A 16435-nucleotide genomic window follows, 5' to 3' on the forward strand; every position below is an offset into this window, starting at 1 on the left:
TTCTGCCAGCCGTTTCATCTGCCTACTTGTTGACTTTGTTGTAGGATTTCCACGCCTTGTCGAGCGCATCGATAACCTGCTGTTGATCCAGTTGACCGGAATAGTAACCTTGCAGTGCTTTGCCTGATTCATCCTTAACAGCTTGAGGAATCGAAGGATCCTGATAGGCTTTGCCTTCATTGACATACTTCAATGCATCATCTACCCATGGGAAGCTTTTGAAGTCATGGATTTTCGCTACCGGATTGAATTTCAGGGCTTCGTAGAACGCACTTGAATCCTTATCATCGAGAATATAGTTTACAAAGTCGAGTGCAACTTCCTTGTTTTTGCTTGAAGAGGATACCGCCAGTGACGTGGAGGTGCTCAGGTTGATTTTCGTATCATCCGGGTTATCATTGATCGGTAGTGGAGCCACGCCAAAGTTAATATCCGGATTGGACTTCAGGATGGTCTCCGCGAACCACGGCCCCTGAATCCACATGGCTGCTTTGCTTGTTGCAAAAGCTGCTGATCCATCGTCTCCGCCTACTTCCAGTGCTTTATCCGTACCATTAGCATTCACGAGATCGAAGACATCGAACAATGCTTTCATATCCGCAAATGATCCCTGATCCTGATTCATCTTGTCCATGAAGTCCTTGTGCTCCGATTGTGTCAATGCACCCACAGTAAGCGGCAGGAAGAGCTGCGGGATCCACGCCTCCTTGTAGGACAGTTCAAATGGTGTAATTCCCGCCGATTTGAGTTTTTCCACGACCGCTTTCATTTCCGTTAATGTCGTTGGTACCTCCAGTCCCTGCTCCTCGAAAATATCCTTGTTATAGAGGTACCCCCATGACAACGTTTCCATAGGGACGGCCACGACTTTGCCTTCCGCATCCATAACGGATGGTTTAACGGAATCGAGTAATTTGTCTACAAAAGGCTGATCAGACAGATCCTCCAGATAGCCCGCTTTGCTGAATGGCGGAATTTCGTTCACGGCGTGAAGCGCGAACACATCCGGAGCATCATTGGAGGCCAGCCGTGTCTTCAGAATCTGCGGTGCATTATCTGCTGGCGGCATCTCCAGTTGTACGTTAACCTCGATGTTTTTCTCGGCTTTCTCCTTGGCTTTGAACTGTTCTATATATTTATCGTAATGTTCTTTCAGCCGCGGCTGTGCTATGAAAACCTTGAGTGACACGGTGCTGCCTGATGCAGACCCTTCTGCCGAACCATCCGTACCTGCATTAGAACCGCAGCCTGCGAGCAACACACTCACCAGTACCGCACTTGCTACGCTTTTCCATACTTTCATCTCTTATGACCTCCCGGTGTGGCTGGTTTGTCTTTCATAGGCCCATTATATCTCACGAAATGAAAGCGCTTCATTGGATAAAATTAGACTCGTTTATTGGATTATTTTAAACCTTAATCCAACCTTGGATTCTGCAGACCAGCCTCTCCTTTCCTCATCTCCCCAGGCGAAATTCCGAAGTGCTTCTTGAATACCCGGTAAAAATAAGATACATCCTCATAGCCTGCCATCTCTGCAATATGCTTGAATGGAATCTGTTCGTCCAGCACCCATTCCCTCGCTCTGGTCATGCGCAGCTGCACAACATAGTCCGTCACGGTCAAGCCGTATTCTTTCTTGAACATCTTGCTCAAATACTCCTTGCTGACAAAAAAGATCTGAGCCAGCTGCTCCAGCGTAATCAGCTCCATGCAATGATGCTCAATATGATGCTTCACCTCATCCAGATTCAGCTTGTTTTTGAACTTGCGCTGGGCAATCAATTGCTCCAAAGCCTGGTAATACGGCGCAGATACCCAGTCCACAGCCGAAGATATGGATGTCAGTGAGACAGAAGGCGGCAGCACGGCCGCAGAAGGCTGATCACACAGCCCATTGGAAACACACAGCTCACCCATTAGTGTCTGCAATTCATATGCTATCCGTCCAAGCTGCTGGGGCCTGTGAATTAGGTTGATCTCCAACCTGTGCTCCAACTGCTGGAACAATTCACGCAGCCCTTGTACATTGAGATCATTGAAACGCAAGCGTACCTGCTGCTGGAACAGTGCAAACTCTCCGGAAAAGGCGGCGGGGTAGGGTTCCCAGAACTCCGGCCCCGATTCAGCCTTCTCCAATTCCCTTTTGCATTTGGCGAGAACCGCATTCAATTCATCCGGATTCACTGGCTTCAGCAGATAATCCGTGGCACGATGGCGAATCGCATGTTTGGCATAATTGAAATCATCATATCCACTGACCACAACCACCTTGATGTGCGGAAACTGCCCGCTTAATGTCTGCAGCAACTCCACACCGTCTATACCCGGCATACGCATGTCCGTAACGATAATATGAGGCTGATGCTGTTCAATCAAGCGAATGGCCTCTTCGCCATCCTCCGCCTCTCCTGCTACAGTCATGCCGAGCGTCTCCCATTCGCCGAGACTGCGCAGTATATCCCGATTCCACGGCTCATCGTCCACCAATAACACTCTGTAATGCTCCTTGTTCACCAAGCTTCGCCTCCTGTGTCGCAGGGAATGACAACCGTAACCCTTGTTCCCTGGCCTTCTCCACTCTCCATCTTCATGCCGTATGCAGGCCCAAAGTGCATCACGATTCGCGATGCTGCATTGATCAGTCCGATGCTGGTGCCTGAGTTCCATACCCTGTCTCCTTGCCTTGACAGCCGGGACAACCTGGATTGAATCTCTGCCAGCGTGCCGGCATCCATGCCAACTCCGTTGTCACGAATGCAAATGATGACTTGCTCGTCCTCGCGGGTAACTTCGATTTCAAGCCTCCACTCACCCTGCTTCTTCTCCAGCCCATGGACAAATGCATTCTCCACGATCGGTTGCAACGATAACTTGGGAATGTAACAATTCCCCAGGCCTTCTTCGATGTCCAACGTATATTCTAACCTGCTGGCAAAACGCTGCTTCTGGATCAACATGTAATGCTCGAGCTGATCGAGTTCGGCCTGCAGCGGTACCAGACCATCGGGTGCACGCACAATGTAGCGGAACATTTCGCTGAGGGCACGAATAACCCGATAACTGTCCGCGGGTTTTTGGGAGTACACCATGCCACCAATCATCTGCAGCGTATTTTGCAGAAAATGCGGGTGAATCTGTGATTGCAGAGCCTTGAGCTCTGCTGTCCGTTTTTCTAGATTCATATGGTAATTTTCACGGATATGCTCTCTGATCCGGCTTGCCATCCCGTGCAGATTTTTCTCAAGCAAGCCAATCTCATCGACCCGTCCGCTGCGCACCACTTCCTTATCCTTGATCAGCTGGATGCCCTTCATGGAATTGGCCAGTCTCACGATGGGCTTCGACGTTCGCCATGCAAGGAATGCTGCCAATCCTATGGAAATCAGCGTAGCCAACCCGCCAACCACAAGTCCATACTTCATTGTTGCCAGCGCACTTTCATTAATGACATGGTCAGGGACAACTTTGATTAGACGCAACCCGGACGGATCTATCGAATGGTAGAATACATATTCCTTCGCAGTCCGAATGAAACCGGAGTTATTATTCGTCTGTGCAAGCTTCACCAACGCTTCTGCCGATGGTTGTATCTCCTTGTTCGGCTGATAGACAGGATGGCCCGTTCCATCAGCAATGTAAGCCGAGTACTCGCCCCGGCTGTCCAGCAGCTCCAGCGTCTGATCGAATTCGGCCCACTTGATCTCCAGACTGATCGCCCCAATCTGCGCCTGATCTTCAAAGCGATTCATACTGCGGGTCATATGGAATTTCTCCGAATCGTTAGGATCATTGATAATGGTGAAGTCCTTATGCTGTTCGAAAAGTTCATGATAGCCAGCCGGAACATCGTTGACAGTTCGGATCCGGCTTTCCATCGAATTGAATGTGAACAGCGTGTCCAATTCCTTCAGGTAAAGCTCGACACCAAATACGTAATTGCCAGCTGAATAATATACGCTGTTCAGCATGTTGAATACGGCCTTCTGTTCATCAAACCGGCTGGCAGCCGGTGCTTCCATGTTCAGCGCCAAATACTGATGAAGCTCATCGCTGATCTGAATGGAATAGATAATATTGTTCATACGGGCAAACTGTTCTCCCAAATACACCGAGGCCCAGTTCATGTTGGCCCGATTTGTTTGCATGATTTCCTCCTCCATGGAAGAACGGGCATTCTCGGCTGCCATTGCGGTCATGGCAATGACCGGCAGAACCGCCAACAAGGTCATCGTCAGAATCAGCTTATTGCGAATGCTGCGTTTGAACGGATCTGTAAGCTTCCGGTAGAAGTCGGTAAACACGGCACATCCACTCCCAGGCTTAAAATAAGACAAACGCCCTGGCATAAGCTGCAAGGGCGCTTTGATCTTGGTATCCTTTTTATATCATTGGAGTAAGGGTTGTCAATTCATTTATGATTTCCCATTATTGCTCAATGATTCGTATTCCCCACGGTTCCAGTTCGATGCTCTGTTCTCCGGCCACCACTGCCCCGGACAGAAGCTCCACCCCTTTTCCGTGCGGGTTCACGAATGTTACCGTCTGATCGGAGTAATTGAAGTAGTAGCGAATCGTATTCCCCTGATCATTCGTACCTGTCTTCACGATGAGTGGGAAGGCAAGTTCCTGATCGGCTCCCCATATACCAGCTTCTTTCATAACACGCTCCAGCACCTTGCGGATCACGGCTGAACTGGTATAGCAACCCACATAGGTTACCTTGCCTTTGCCATAGACATTCTCGGTGATCGCTGCATATTTGCCCCAATGAGGATGTTCATACCAGGCGAGCACGTCTGCTGTGGTCGGTGTAATCAGTTCCATCCAGGTATGAACCTGGTTCTGCTCCTCCCCAACCTGGAACGGATCATCACGGAGGCTTACCTTTTTCGGTTCTACGAAAAGGTTGTAACTGATGCCACAAGCTTCGCTGATAAGCCCTGGTTGGCGGGTAGAGCGTACCTTGATATGTTCATTGGCGAATCCGCTTTTGAAGGAATAGACCACACGCCCCCCCTTCTGTGCGAATTGGTTCAATCTCTCCAGCAATGCATCCGAGGCCGCATACAATGCCGGTACAACAATAACATCATAGCCTTCATAGCTTTCAACAGACGGATCGATCAGATCACAGCCAATGTTCATCTTGTACAATTCGTCATACATCCAGCGCACCACGTCGTTGTAGTTTTTGTCACTGGTAAAATTAAATCCAAACCACTTGATTGACGTCAAAGCCTCATTGCTGAACAACACGGCAACCCGGTTCGTTTTTTTCAAATTAACGAGCTGTGGGCTTAATCTGGCAAAATCACTACCAATCGTTTTGGCCTCATCATAAACCGGGTTCGGTTCAAAATCGTGACTCAGCAGGCCTTTCCAGTAGGTTTCGAATGAGTTGTGTAACGAATGCCAGTGCCAGTAAGCGACCATGTTCGCTCCGGAAGCCAGATGGCTGAACGCCTGCAAACGGAGCTGTCCCGGATAGGGGACCCAGTGCCAGAATGCCTGCGCTTCAGTCTCCAGTACGAGATAGTTCGATTGTTTAGTTGAACGGGCCACGTCACCGCCGAATGAAATCTCAATGCCTGTCAGATCATCCTGGGAAGGATGGTAGATATCCACACTGGTGATGTCAAAAGGTTTGGATGCGGCAAAATGATCCACATCTCCCTGAATGCCGTACGAATATCCGCGCCAATCAAAGTCAAAGTTCTGGGTGACAAACTGGCCAGCTTGTTTGTATTCGTTCACGATCCCGACTTGCCACGCGAGAAAGTTTGTTACGAGCTGCCGCTGAAATTTGGCAAATTCGGCGCCAAGGCTGCCATTGATCGTCCCTACAACCGAAGGGAAGTCCTCCCAGCTATTGATGCGGTTGCTCCAATAATCGAGACCAAATTCCTTGTTTAGCTCATCCAGCGAGCTGAACTTGTTCCGCATATATTTGACGAATTGCAGTTGTACATTATCTCCGGCTGTATTGTAATGCTTCGTTTCATTATCGGTCTGATAGCCAATGACAGCGGGATGTGTGCTTACCCGGGAGATGAGCTTGCGGATAATGCGTTCGGCATAAAACAGATAGGTTGGATGTGTAATATCCATGATCTGGCGTGCACCGTATTTCCCTGGTCCCTGTACGGTAGTTGCCAAAACATCCGGGTGTTCCTTGACCATCCAGGTGGGAACAGCATACGTTGGTGTGCCAACGATAACCTGAATTCCCGCATCATGCATGGCATCCAGCACACGATCCACGGAGGAAAAATCAAATACGCCATTTTGTGGCTCATGCGTACTCCAGGTCGATTCGGCGATACGCACTACATTAATCCCCGCATCCTTCATCATCTGAATATCCTTGTCCAATCTTTCATAGGGCATATATTCATCGTAGTAGGCTACTCCGTATAACAACTTGTTCATCTTCATATCTCCTTCTCTGCACTGAACTCAAATGGGATTCCAGCTAAAACTCAACTCCACAAATGTTAGCGTTTACATTGTTATCAATTCAAGTGTACTGTTAATGGAACCGACCTGCTTGATGCATGACTGTTCGTTGCCAGCGTTAAACCGATTATAATGAAGTATACTCAAGGTGCCGATTGCACAAAACGAGATATTTTTACCCTTTTCCGAGGTGAATGTAAATGGATATCCAATCACAGCTGCGAGAAATGCCGCATCATCCACTGGCCCACTGGCTGCCCATTATCGACTGTAACATCAAGTTTTTTGGCGCACACAGCCAGCAGGTACCCCATGGCTGGACCATGCCGGAAGAATCCCATCCGGGATTCGAGATCATGCTGATTTTAAAAGGGACCCAGGCAAGTATAATTCATGGTTACACCTATACTATTGAAGAGGGAGATATTCTGTTGATTCCCCCGGGATTCAAACATACGAATCAATGTGTTTCCACAGAGGGCATGACGTATTTCAGCGCTCATTTCCATGTGGACGATCCGGTCTTCACCCTCAAACTGATGTCACGGCACAGTGGTATCTATGAGGCGGGTACAGAGCACAATCTCCAGATGCGTGCTGTATTGGAGAACTGGATGGGCATGATCAAAACATCTGAGCCTTACACATCCACGGACAAATTTGTCATGCAAGCGCGCATGTTCGAACTGTTCGCTCTCCTGTCCCAGGCAACCGACCACGAACCGCTACCTGTCCTGTCCGGTGATGGGCCGAATACTCCGGCACCCTCTGCAATGCACTACGCAGGGGCCATCGCAGAGGCCATCAAACAAGCCTTCCACGCACAGCTTCGAAGCAAGGAAGGCCATGCTTCCACCGTGAAGGTGGAACAGATCATATCCTCCTTTGGCATCAGTCCAGGGTACGGCCTGCAGATCTTTCGCAAAGTATACGGGCAATCTCCACGAGCCTATCTGTCGAGTCTGAAGCTGCAGGAGGCCAAGTTCATGATTGAACAACCGGAACTCTCTCTCGGACAAATTGCATGGAAGCTGGGCTATACCCATCTATCCCACTTCAGCAGGCAATTCAAGCGCTGGACAGGCCAGAGTCCGCTTCAATATCGGAATACCCTGCAGAAGGCATCTCTCGATGTCAGCCAGAGACACCATGGCTGGCCTGTTGAATCAGAGTAAGGATGCTACAAGATCTACATGAGACATGGGCTGCATGCTGAAATATGATGATCGATTCACAGGCTCGGCGGAAGGTTGCCCACCAGGTTCCGATACTCCTGCATGGTGTTCATATTGCTTAACTGGTCCGCGGCATCCTGGACACCTGCCCTTTCCAGATCCTCTGCTTCGACATATCGTCCACCAATCTCCTCCAGCCAGCGGGTGACCCGCAAGCGGTCTTCGATCAGGCACTGTTCGAGGCTGGGAAGGACATCCCGATGATACATGCCTACCAGTGGATGAACCCGTCCTTCCAGACGCGGCACCATTGCCGGAGGCCTTCTGTCCGATTCAGCAAGCCATTGCATGGCGGTAAAAAAGGAGGGCTGGATCAAAGGCAGGTCACAGGCACAGACCAGATTCCACTCGGTCTCCGATGCTTCAAGTGCGGCATGCAGCCCGGCCAGCGGCCCCTTTCCAGGGTAGCGATCCTCAACACACGTATAACCGAAAGCTTGATAAGCATCCACATTGGGTCCGGCAGCAACGATGACACGGGATACTGCAGGTGCCAGAGCCGAAGCCACCTGTTCCAAAACAATGGAACCATGCAGGGGCAGCAGCGCCTTGTTGGAACCCATCCGGCTGGACATGCCCCCTGCCAGTATAATGCCGGTCCATTCCTTCATGTTCACGGTGATCATCCCTTCCGGTTCTCATATAATAAACTTATTCTATACATTGAATCCCCTTTCAACAAATGATACATTGAAGAATATTGATTCTGAAAGGAATGGCTCTATTTGGACAGATATGCACCCGGAAGAGGCAATCCCTCTTTGGTCTCGCTGAAGCTATATAACTTTTTCATATACGGAGCCATCTCCATCTTCGCCGGCTTTCTCCAATTGTATCTGCAGGAAATCGGCATGACCAAGCTGGAAATCGGCAGTCTGATGGCGATTGGCCCCTTTGTATCTTTATTTGCCAATCCGTTCTGGGGCTTCTGGAGCGACAAGTCCCGTAATATTCGCATTATCCTGATGATGATGATGGGGGGCACCTTCGTGCTGGCCCAAGCCGTCTTTCATGCGCCGACCTATGCCTGGATCTACGGAGCCATGATATTCTTCTATTTCTTCCAAAGTCCGCTGTTTGCGCAAACCAACAGTCTTATTCTCGGGTATATCGATGGGACCACGCAGAAATTCGGTACATTCCGGCTGTGGGGTTCCCTCGGCTGGGCTCTGACTGCGGCAGCTGCAGGTCCGCTTATCGATCGATTGGGCGTGGGCAGTGTATCGATTGTCTTTGCCTGCATGATTGCCATCGCATTTGCATTTGCCATGTTTCTGCCAAGGCAGCCGATTGCTTCGGATACCCCCGTGGTCACCTTCCGTCGTTTCGGCAGGGTGATGTTCAATCCGTATTTCATGACGTTTATCGGACTCGGTGTGCTGGTGTCGGTACCCAATGCGATGAACAGTACATTTATGTCCCTCTATATTACAGAGATGGGCGGCAACAAACAGATGGTCGGGTGGGCCATCTTCACCTCATCCATTCTTGAAGTAGGTGTCTTCCTGCTGCTGGATCGCTATTTGAAAAGAAAAATGAGCATGCTGCTTGCAAGTCTCGTACTCGTCAGCCTGCTATTCGCCGTTCGGTGGCAGCTGATGGCCGAGGCCGTTAATCCGCTGGAGATTGTATTTATCCAGCTGATGCACTCCATTACGTTTGGTGGATACTTCTATGTCGGTACCCAGCTGACCATGCTGTTCATACCAAGACCCTACCGCTCCTCTGGTCAAGCTGTGTATACGATGGCCTGGGGCGGTATATCCGGTGTCATTGCCGGCTTGTTCGGCGGCTGGTTATTCCAGAGCTTCGGTGCCGAGGTCATGTATAACATTGGGGTGTTCTTCTCCCTTATTGGTGCCGCAGGCTTTGGCGTCATGTGGCTGATCAACCGCAGAAACGGTTATCAGCCGATTGTATTAACCGAGATGGGCAGCATGGATGAGGACGGATAATGGTTTGTTTCGCAGAGGTTGAACGTTTTACACTGGAGCACTACGAGGACAGAACAATCTTTCGATCGTTGTTATCCCCGGATTTTTTGATTCCCTTTTCAGAGGGTAACATCACGGTGATAGCTTATGCTTCCGAAGCAGCTTTCTTGCAGAAAGCTTGTAGGCGAGCGCTTCGCTTCTCCAGCTTTATTCTGTCCTCTCCGTTATGGTGTATATAAAAAGTTCAAATAAGAAAACAAAAAATTATTGAAAAAGGGAAGTAAGAAAAAGGGCGTTTCCACGCAGGTATTGCGCGGAGACGCCCTTCTTTTATTTCATGTACCTTATGCCTTCGGCAGTTGGAACGAGCTTTTCAGGGATACGACCCGGTTGAATACAGGGCGGCCTGGCTCGGAATGCTTCGGATCCACACTGAAGTAACCATGGCGGAAGAACTGGAATTTATCCTGTGCTTTCGCCTCCTGCATCTCTTGCTCCACATACCCGTGAACAATCTCAAGGGAATTCGGATTCAATTGATCCAGGAATGTTTTTTCCGGTTGCTCTTCCACAATCTCAGCTCCGGCTACTTCCGGTTCTACATCAGCTTCCGGTGCTTCCGCCAAGATCAATGGCTCGTACAGACGGAATTCAGCCGGTACAGCCTGGCTTGCTTCCACCCAGTGGATGGTTCCTTTGACTTTACGGCCTGTGAATCCACTGCCGCTCTTCGTCTCCACATCATACGTACAATGAATCTCCGTCACGTTGCCTTCCGCATCCTTGATGACATCATTGCATTTGATGAAGTACGCATGTTTCAGGCGAACCTCATTACCAGGGAACAGACGGAAGTATTTGTTTGGCGGATTCTCCATGAAGTCATCTTGCTCAATGTAGATCTCGCGGGAGAATGGAATTTTACGATTGCCCATCTCCGGATTTTCCACATTGTTCTCTGCTTCCAGCCACTCCACTTCCCCTTCAGGGTAGTTGGTGATAACCACTTTCAGCGGGTGCAGAACCGCCATTGTGCGTGGAGCTTTCAGCTTCAGATCCTCACGGACAAAGTGCTCCAGCGTTTGCAGGTCAATAACGCCCTGACTTTTCGAAATGCCTGTCTCGAATACAAAATCACGAATCGCTTCCGGTGTGTAACCCCGGCGACGGAGACCCGAAATCGTTGGCATGCGCGGATCGTCCCATCCATCCACATGTCCTTCGTCCACGAGCAATTTCAGCTTCCGTTTGCTCGTTACCATCTGGGACAGGTTCAGGCGACCGAATTCATATTGATGCGGCTGGCTCTCCATCTCACATTCAGTGATAACCCAATCATAGAATGGGCGTTGATCCTCAAATTCCAGGGAACAGAGGGAATGTGTCACACCTTCAATGGCATCCTCCAGCGGATGAGCAAAGGCATACATCGGATAGATACACCATTTGTTACCGGTGTTATGATGGTGTGCATGAGCGATACGATAGATTACCGGATCACGCAAGTTGATATTAGGTGACGCCATATCGATTTTCGCACGCAGCACTTTCTCTCCATTTTGGAATTCGCCTGCGCGCATCCGTGCGAACAGATCCAGGTTCTCTTCAACGGTGCGATCACGATACGGGCTGTTCTTGCCGGGTTCGGTCAGCGTGCCGCGCATTTCCCGGATTTCATCGGCGCTTTGGTCGTCGACGTAGGCCTTTCCTTTTTGGATCAGCAGGACAGCACGGTTGTACATCTCGTCAAAATAATCGGAGGCAAAACGTTTCTCGTTCCACTCAAAGCCGAGCCATTTGACATCCTCCTGGATGGATTGTACGTATTCCACATCTTCCTTCACCGGATTCGTGTCGTCGAAGCGCAGGTTCGTCTTGCCGCCGAATTCAGCACCCAGCGTGAAGTTAATCCAGATGGCCTTGGCATGGCCAATATGCAGATAACCGTTCGGTTCCGGAGGAAAACGGGTAATGACTTCCTGGACTTTTCCTGACCGGAGATCTTCGGTAATAATATTTTTGATAAAGTTAGGAGGGGTTGTACGATTGTCCACAGGTATCAAACCTTTCATGAATTGATTGGAGCTTTCAGAAATTACAAAGTGTTTCATCTAAATATACCTTTAACGAGGGACGAGTTCAATAAAGAACGGCACCAAAGTCCGGATTGCCTGTATGCAAGATAGGCCAAAAACCATTTTGACGGGTTCGCACGAATCATGTAGCATGATAGTAAAAACAAAATATAGGGAGGGATTCCCACTTGAACACGCTGAAACTGACCAAAGAACAGCAGGATGAAGCCATTCGCACGATCCAGTCGTATTTCCAAGAGGAACGCGGCGAAGAACTTGGCGACCTGGCCGCTTGGGGGGTGCTTGATCTGTTTATGACGAAGCTCGCTCCCTACATATATAATCAGGCTCTCAGTGATGCTCGCACCACCGTGAATCAACGCATGGCCTCCATGGAAGAAGATCTGTTTGCTTTGGAGCGCAAACTGCCTCCTGCTTCCCGTTAAACTACTAATTACAAAGAAAGAAGGTTGCACTCATGTTTACCTATTCATTGGATGAATATACCGAGCTCCGTCCACTCTCTATAGAGCATACCAAGCCGCTGTTTGAACTTACGGATCGCTCCCGAGATCAATTGAGACACTGGCTGCCATGGGTGGACCATGTAACAGAAATTGAACATACCTCAAACTTCATTAACAACGCGCTGAAGCAGGCTGCCGACAATGGAGGCTTCACCGCAGGTGTCTGGCTGAAGGGCGAACTCGCCGGCATTATCGGATTCCACGAAATTAACTGGACCAACCGTTCGGTAAGCATCGGATACTGGTTGGGTAAGGGCTTCGAAGGACAAGGACTCATGACTAGCGCTTGTCGTGTTCTGGTCGATTACGCCCTGGTCACGCTGGATCTGAACCGGGTTGAGATTCGCTCAGCCACGAATAACAAGCGCAGCCGTGCCATCCCTGAACGTCTTGGATTTGTCCTGGAAGGCGTAATTCGTCAGGCAGAGAAATTACCTAAGGGATACGTCAATCATGCCGTGTACGGCATGCTGCAGCATGAATGGGAGCTTTTGCGCTAACCCTGCATACATATCGATACAACAATGGAATGCCCCTATCCGCACGAAGTCACCTTCATGCAGACAAGGGGCTTTTTCGACTGGGCCGACAAATTCAACTTTTACTGTACCTTAAGGTCCCGTTCAGCCTCTCTTCATCCTGGACGCCTAAGATAACGTTGTGGGTCCATGGCCCATACCCTAATTCATACTGAGAAAGAGGATGATCGCTGATGAAGAGAAGCAGAACATCAAGAACCATGATGATTACCAGCACGATGGCTTTGACGATCGCACTTGGCGGAGGGTTGTTTGCAAACACCATCGCGAGTGCCGATCCGGCTGCAGGCACTTCCACTCCGAACAAAAAAGTCGGCCCCGCAACGAATTCACATACATCGAAATCTATAAAAGGTAACAAGGGAGCCGGACATGGACTTGGTCGATACACCAATGAACTGGTCTCCGCCCTTGGCGTAACAGCAGACGAGCTGAAGGAAGCCCGCAAGGCGGGCAGCACCATTGCCGAGATCGCTGCCAGCAACAATGTGGATGTGCAAACTGTAATTGACAAGCTTGTCGCCGCCGGGAAAAGTGAACTCCAGCAGCAGCTGTCTGACGGAAATATTACACAAAACCAGTATGACAAACGGGTAGCAGGCCTAAACGAACGGGTGACTGACTTGGTGAACGGCGTACTGCCGGAAGGACGACAAGGTTACAGAGGTAAACGTGGAGAGGCTTCAGGAACCGAGTCCGATTCGGGCAGCTCAGACGAATCGACCAGCACAAACAACACGGATCCGGCCTAATGGATTGTGCCAGCTCGTATATATGTTTTTAATCAAAAACCCTCTGTCTTCACCAATGGTGTGACAGAGGGTTTTACATGGTTCCTTACCTTACATCTATTCTTACATGTATCCCGAATTCTTTCAGATAAAGTGACTTACCGATATTAGAGAGCTCGTACCATACCGCCATCCACCACTAGCGAAGTGCCGGTAATGTACGTATTGGCCCCGGATAACAGGAACACCACCGCTTTGGCAAATTCCTCAGGCTGACCGTATCGTCCCAGTGGAATTTCCTTACGAAATTGTTCTGCCACCTCATCTTCACTGACTCCGTTCTGCTCTGCACGCGCAGAGTCGAGTTCATGTATCCGATCCGTTCCAATTCGTCCGGGTGCCACCGTATTGATCAAAATGCCATAAGGTGCAAGCTCCTGTGACAGCGTCTTCGCCAGGCCAAAGACGCCCGTGCGGAACGTGTTGGACAGAATCAGCCCCGGAATCGGTTGTTTCACTGAAGTTGAAGCAATATTCACGATATGTCCGCCATTGGCCTTCATATAAGGAAGGGCCCCCCGAATCATGCGTACATAGCTCATGACATTCAACTCAAATGCCCGTTCCCAATCCTCATCGGTCAATGATTCAAATGTGCCCGAAGGAGGGCCGCCCGAGTTGTTCACCAGAATATCAATCTGCCCAAACAGCTCCCCTGTCTTATGGATGAGTGCATTAATGTCTTCCTTGCGCGTAACATCCGTTACGCAGTATTCAACACGTCCTCCGCCATCCAGTTTCAGCAGCTCTTGCTTCACTGCTGCGAGCTTCTCCTCGTTCCTGCTCGCAAGCATCACGTCTGCGCCTTCTGCGGCAAGTTGTGCTGCCACCGCCTTGCCGAGTCCCTGACTGGAGGCAAGGACCAATGCCTTTTTACCCCGAAGTCCCATGTCCATTACATTGTTCCTCCTTCGCTCCTTGGACTATCGTTCAGTCCGGATAAAATAACTCATGAGAATATCGTCCACGTATTTCCCGGCGATATAAAATTCCGACACCAGTCGGCCCTCCATCTCAAACCCGCATTGGGTATAGAAAGCAATCGCTCCGGGATTGCTCGACAGAACGCGGAGACGCAGCTTATGAACCCCTTGTTCACGAGCATGTTCTTTCATGGCATGCATCAGCGACGTGGCCACGCCACTGCGCCGATCATTGGGATGAACAGCAATATTAATCTCGTAGACATGACGATTAACAGGCATTCCCGTAGCCGGATAAAAGCCCACATAACCGCAGACCCGCTCTCCCTGAACGGCAACCAGCTGGCTGCCGGGAGGACAATGCTGCAGAAATTGCTGTCTGGATTTCCAATGGAATGGCGCTGGAGAGGTATGTATGTCCCATACCAGAGCATCCATCTCCATCAGTTGGGGTGCATCCTTCATCTCGGATAGCCGAATTTTATAAGTTTGACGGGTAAGCATCACATTTCAACCTTTCGTGCAGGTAATCACATTATTCCAGCGCATGGCATGGCCCTTGGTTTGCAGGATAGCTTGCGCATTTTTTTCATTTGCTTATATTGTAGCACAGCCTTAAGTCTGAACTAAAATGGCGCGCTCTCCTTAACCTTTACGTTACGTCATCGTTTATACTGATAATCATGAAGGAGGTGCGGCTCTTGAATATTAAAGAGGCGGCAGGCAGGCTTGGCATATCTCCCAGAGCCATCCGTTTTTATGAGGAAAAAGGATTAATTCTCCCCTCCAAGCAGGCCGGCAATGGATACCGGAGCTACACGGAAAATGACATCTGGCGGCTTCAGACCATCTCCGCACTGCGGGAGATCGGCATGTCGCTTCAGGATATTACTCACGCGCTCAGTGAGATTGACCAAGGGAACCAGCAGCGGCTGGAGGAATATCTGGAGCTGCAGCAAGCCGTCATGTATGCCCAGTGGATTGAACTGAAACGTATGCTGGATACAACCCAGCGCATGATTGATCTCAATCGTCAGGACGGACCGCTGGATGTAAGCCATCTCCATGAGCTCGCAGACAGTTCCCGCCGCCTGCGGGAAGCACGCCAGAACTGGCATGATCGTTGGAACTATGATACCCAGGCAGCCATCCATGATGAGCGTGTTCACGCAGAAAGCGGCAGCATCCCTGCATCTTCCCCGAAGGAAGCAGGCAGCATGTCTTATAACGAATCCACAAATGCCGGAGAAGACCCGGATACCAAGAAGGCCCCACCGTCTTCCTTTTACCTGTATCACAACTATGACGAGGCGCTGGAACAGACTGCGCATTGGATCTCCCCTGCTCCAGGTGAACACGGACTTGATATTGGTACAGGCACAGGCAATCTGGCAGGTAAATTATTGGATCGTGATGCCACAATGACGGGGATTGACCAGTCCAGAGAGATGCTGCGTACATGCCGGACCAAATATCCAGAGATGCATGTGAAGCTGGGAAACTTCCTGGCATTGCCTTTTGCCGATCAGACCTTTGATTTCCTTGTATCCAGCTTCGCCTTCCATCATCTGAGTCTGGACCAGCAGCAGCTGGCGCTGCAGGAGATGCAGCGAGTGTTAACCCCACGGGGACGTATCTGTCTCACCGATCTCATGTTTGTGGACGCACTTCACCGGGAAGCTTATACAAGGCAAGCTGAGGCAGCTGGAGACAGTGAACAATTACTTGCCATAAGAGAACGCCATTTCCCCCTGCTGGATGAATTGACCAGGTGGCTTGAGAAACATGGCTACGTTACGAAACACGTTCGCCACAATGAGCTGCTGCATACGATGCTGGCGGTTCCGCTGCGTTGATACAAGTGATCAGCTTTATCTCTATATGATATGGAATGGGCCATTCTCTCTCACGTTCATGAAAAAAGACCATCCTGCCTGTTAAGGAGGATGGCC

The 16435-nt window shown here is 49.9% G+C and carries 14 protein-coding genes; 6 read left to right on the plus strand and 8 right to left on the minus strand.

Translation table 11 applies throughout. From position 1 onward, the window contains the following. Positions 1–22 precede the first annotated feature (22 nt). The 4 genes from ABGV42_RS28120 to ABGV42_RS28135 form a co-directional block, all read right to left on the minus strand. Entirely contained in the window at positions 23–1303 is a 1281-nt protein-coding gene (locus ABGV42_RS28120) for an ABC transporter substrate-binding protein (protein ID WP_347384664.1), read from the minus strand. A 113-nt stretch (positions 1304–1416) separates the two neighbouring features. Next, positions 1417–2517 (minus strand): response regulator, encoded by a 1101-nt coding sequence (locus ABGV42_RS28125; RefSeq protein WP_347384665.1) that lies wholly within the window; start codon positions 2515–2517, stop codon positions 1417–1419. Next, positions 2514–4304 (minus strand): sensor histidine kinase, encoded by a 1791-nt coding sequence (locus tag ABGV42_RS28130; RefSeq protein WP_347384666.1) that lies wholly within the window; start codon positions 4302–4304, stop codon positions 2514–2516. The genes ABGV42_RS28125 and ABGV42_RS28130 overlap by 4 nt, the downstream gene beginning before the upstream one ends. Positions 4305–4428: 124 nt before the next feature. Further along, a complete protein-coding gene (locus ABGV42_RS28135) occupies positions 4429–6432 on the minus strand; it encodes a beta-galactosidase (protein WP_347384667.1) in 2004 nt (667 codons plus the stop codon). A 227-nt stretch (positions 6433–6659) separates the two neighbouring features. Here ABGV42_RS28135 and ABGV42_RS28140 point away from each other — a divergent pair, with 227 nt between their 5' ends. Beyond that, complete coding sequence (locus ABGV42_RS28140) at positions 6660–7634, plus strand: AraC family transcriptional regulator (RefSeq protein WP_347384668.1); 975 nt, start codon at positions 6660–6662, stop codon at positions 7632–7634. Between the two features lie 56 nt (positions 7635–7690). Here the strand turns inward: ABGV42_RS28140 and mobA are convergent, their stop codons facing one another. After that, positions 7691–8320, minus strand: coding sequence for a molybdenum cofactor guanylyltransferase (gene mobA / locus ABGV42_RS28145; RefSeq protein ID WP_347384669.1), 630 nt, complete (start codon positions 8318–8320; stop codon positions 7691–7693). A 99-nt stretch (positions 8321–8419) separates the two neighbouring features. Between mobA and ABGV42_RS28150 the strand changes: the two genes are divergently transcribed. After that, a complete protein-coding gene (locus tag ABGV42_RS28150; protein WP_347384670.1) occupies positions 8420–9649 on the plus strand; it encodes an MFS transporter in 1230 nt (409 codons plus the stop codon). A 323-nt stretch (positions 9650–9972) separates the two neighbouring features. On the opposite strand, the gene ABGV42_RS28155 is transcribed toward ABGV42_RS28150, so the two are convergent. After that, positions 9973–11700 carry a glutamine--tRNA ligase/YqeY domain fusion protein gene (locus ABGV42_RS28155; protein ID WP_347385232.1) on the minus strand — a complete coding sequence of 576 codons (1728 nt, stop codon included), beginning with the start codon at positions 11698–11700 and terminating at the stop codon, positions 9973–9975. Between the two features lie 191 nt (positions 11701–11891). On the opposite strand from ABGV42_RS28155, the gene ABGV42_RS28160 reads away from it, so the two are divergent. From ABGV42_RS28160 to ABGV42_RS28170, 3 genes are all read left to right on the plus strand, one after another. After that, complete coding sequence (locus ABGV42_RS28160) at positions 11892–12149, plus strand: DUF2164 family protein (RefSeq protein ID WP_154894790.1); 258 nt, start codon at positions 11892–11894, stop codon at positions 12147–12149. A 32-nt stretch (positions 12150–12181) separates the two neighbouring features. Further along, positions 12182–12730, plus strand: coding sequence for a GNAT family N-acetyltransferase (locus ABGV42_RS28165; protein WP_110758574.1), 549 nt, complete (start codon positions 12182–12184; stop codon positions 12728–12730). A 212-nt stretch (positions 12731–12942) separates the two neighbouring features. Further along, positions 12943–13521 carry a hypothetical protein gene (locus ABGV42_RS28170; protein WP_347384671.1) on the plus strand — a complete coding sequence of 193 codons (579 nt, stop codon included), beginning with the start codon at positions 12943–12945 and terminating at the stop codon, positions 13519–13521. 146 nt (positions 13522–13667) lie between these two features. Here the strand turns inward: ABGV42_RS28170 and ABGV42_RS28175 are convergent, their stop codons facing one another. Together ABGV42_RS28175 and ABGV42_RS28180 are read right to left on the minus strand one after the other, a co-directional pair. Further along, positions 13668–14456 (minus strand): SDR family oxidoreductase, encoded by a 789-nt coding sequence (locus ABGV42_RS28175; RefSeq protein ID WP_347384672.1) that lies wholly within the window; start codon positions 14454–14456, stop codon positions 13668–13670. Positions 14457–14483: 27 nt separating this feature from the next. Next, positions 14484–14987: a GNAT family N-acetyltransferase gene (locus ABGV42_RS28180; protein ID WP_347384673.1), complete on the minus strand. Its 504-nt coding sequence runs from the start codon at positions 14985–14987 to the stop codon at positions 14484–14486. Between the two features lie 188 nt (positions 14988–15175). Between ABGV42_RS28180 and ABGV42_RS28185 the strand changes: the two genes are divergently transcribed. Then, on the plus strand, positions 15176–16339 hold the full coding sequence (locus ABGV42_RS28185; RefSeq protein WP_431523699.1) for a methyltransferase domain-containing protein: 1164 nt from the start codon (positions 15176–15178) through the stop codon (positions 16337–16339). Positions 16340–16435 lie beyond the last annotated feature (96 nt).

Origin of the sequence: Paenibacillus pabuli, from assembly GCF_039831995.1 — a bacterium.
GTDB classification, from domain to species: domain Bacteria; phylum Bacillota; class Bacilli; order Paenibacillales; family Paenibacillaceae; genus Paenibacillus; species Paenibacillus pabuli_C.